At 44.4% G+C, this 1,391-nt stretch carries 2 protein-coding genes; one reads left to right on the top strand and one right to left on the bottom strand.

Going from position 1 to position 1,391, the window contains the following annotated elements; all coding sequences use genetic code 11:
- Positions 1 to 161: 161 nt before the first annotated feature.
- Positions 162 to 620: a hypothetical protein gene (locus QUB06_RS34555; RefSeq protein ID WP_333439345.1), complete on the bottom strand. Its 459-nt coding sequence runs from the start codon at positions 618 to 620 to the stop codon at positions 162 to 164.
- Between the two features lie 515 nt (positions 621 to 1,135).
- Between QUB06_RS34555 and QUB06_RS34550 the strand changes: the two genes are divergently transcribed.
- Complete coding sequence (locus QUB06_RS34550) at positions 1,136 to 1,387, top strand: hypothetical protein (RefSeq protein ID WP_333439343.1); 252 nt, start codon at positions 1,136 to 1,138, stop codon at positions 1,385 to 1,387.
- Positions 1,388 to 1,391 lie beyond the last annotated feature (4 nt).

Below are 1,391 nucleotides of genomic sequence, written 5' to 3'. Positions count from 1 at the left end.
TACACACGCTCAGCGCCGTCAGGAGCCAAAGTCTTTTGATGTAAGGGTTTGAGGCTTTTTCAGCAAGCCCTATTTAGGTGACGAAGTGCGATCACCTTGCTAATAGAATGGGGATTGCCCGGCATCTTTGTAAGGTGATGGAGGCCATAATACCCAATATTTTATCCAGGATTGGGGCAAGTACCAATATTTGTCAAACCTTGAGAGATAACTTCTAGAGAAAGACCTCCCAGCGGCGCTCCAAATTGCTGGCGTAACAATCCGAACAATGACGGTCCTACGTGGCAAATCTCTTTACGGGAGTTGATGTACATCACTCTGCCTTGGTTGTTTGGTGGCACATAAAGCCCTTGAGGCCATAGACAACCACCTTGAAGATTATAGGGGGTAAAAGGTGCATTTCCTCTCCTCGGCATACCTCTATTAACGAATAGCCTCAACTGGGGAGGACCGACAATGTGACACGAAGTTTTCTCGGTGTTATTCCAGTAATAGTTGTGACCTTGACTCGCATAGATACCAGATGGGATGTTTGGAGGTGGTGGATTCTGAGCTACCCCTGGTATTGTATAAGCAAAAATTCCAACTCCAGAAATCATGCCCACAATGAATTTTTTCATACTTATCTCCTTTTACGGATTCATATTTAACAATCTAAGTGCCAAACAATACGTTCCCAATCAAAAACCACACCCGATCGCCCTGTCAGTCGGATTGAGTCTGAACTTTTCCAGAAAAACTTGCTCAAATGTCCCAAAGATCGGATAATACCGGCAAAACTTGCCTATCCGATCGATAGACATTGCAGAAGCCTGAGAACTGGTAGATGAAATTCTGTTCGCCATACAGGCGATCGCCCAAAACCTATAAGATAATTTGGAAGTGCGATCGCAACTGGCACCCTAGTAAAGCACCATTGGTCGCTATTGAAGATTGGGATTAGATGTACACTCCCTTCTTCTAACGAAGCTGCTTTTTATCCTTTTCCACATCATAGACCGATCGCACAAAACTGCAAAGCGAAAAAAGACGGAAAAAGACGGGCATTTCTAAAATCGCTATGCAAGGCGGAAAAAGACTGATAAAGACGGATAAAGTCGGGTATACTAACTATAGTTCTCCGACCCCCCTACTGATGGACACTGCCCATATCTTGCAATTTGTAGATAAAGTGCTCAGCGCGAAGACAGGCAAACATCTAAATGACTTGCAGCGCGGAATTATCGAGGGAATACTGAATCGACAAAAGTATTCTGATATTGCAGATACTTACGGTTGTACGGCGGGTCATGCTAAGGATGTAGGTTACAAGCTTTGGGAGCATCCCGGTTTTGCAAAAGCCTCAAATGGCCAAGAGATCGTTGAGGTAAGCACAACGAAGTTTTAGCATT

Source organism: Microcoleus sp. D2_18a_D3 (assembly GCF_036702455.1).
Classification (GTDB): domain Bacteria; phylum Cyanobacteriota; class Cyanobacteriia; order Cyanobacteriales; family Microcoleaceae; genus Microcoleus.
This window is presented reverse-complemented; position numbering and strand designations above follow the sequence as displayed.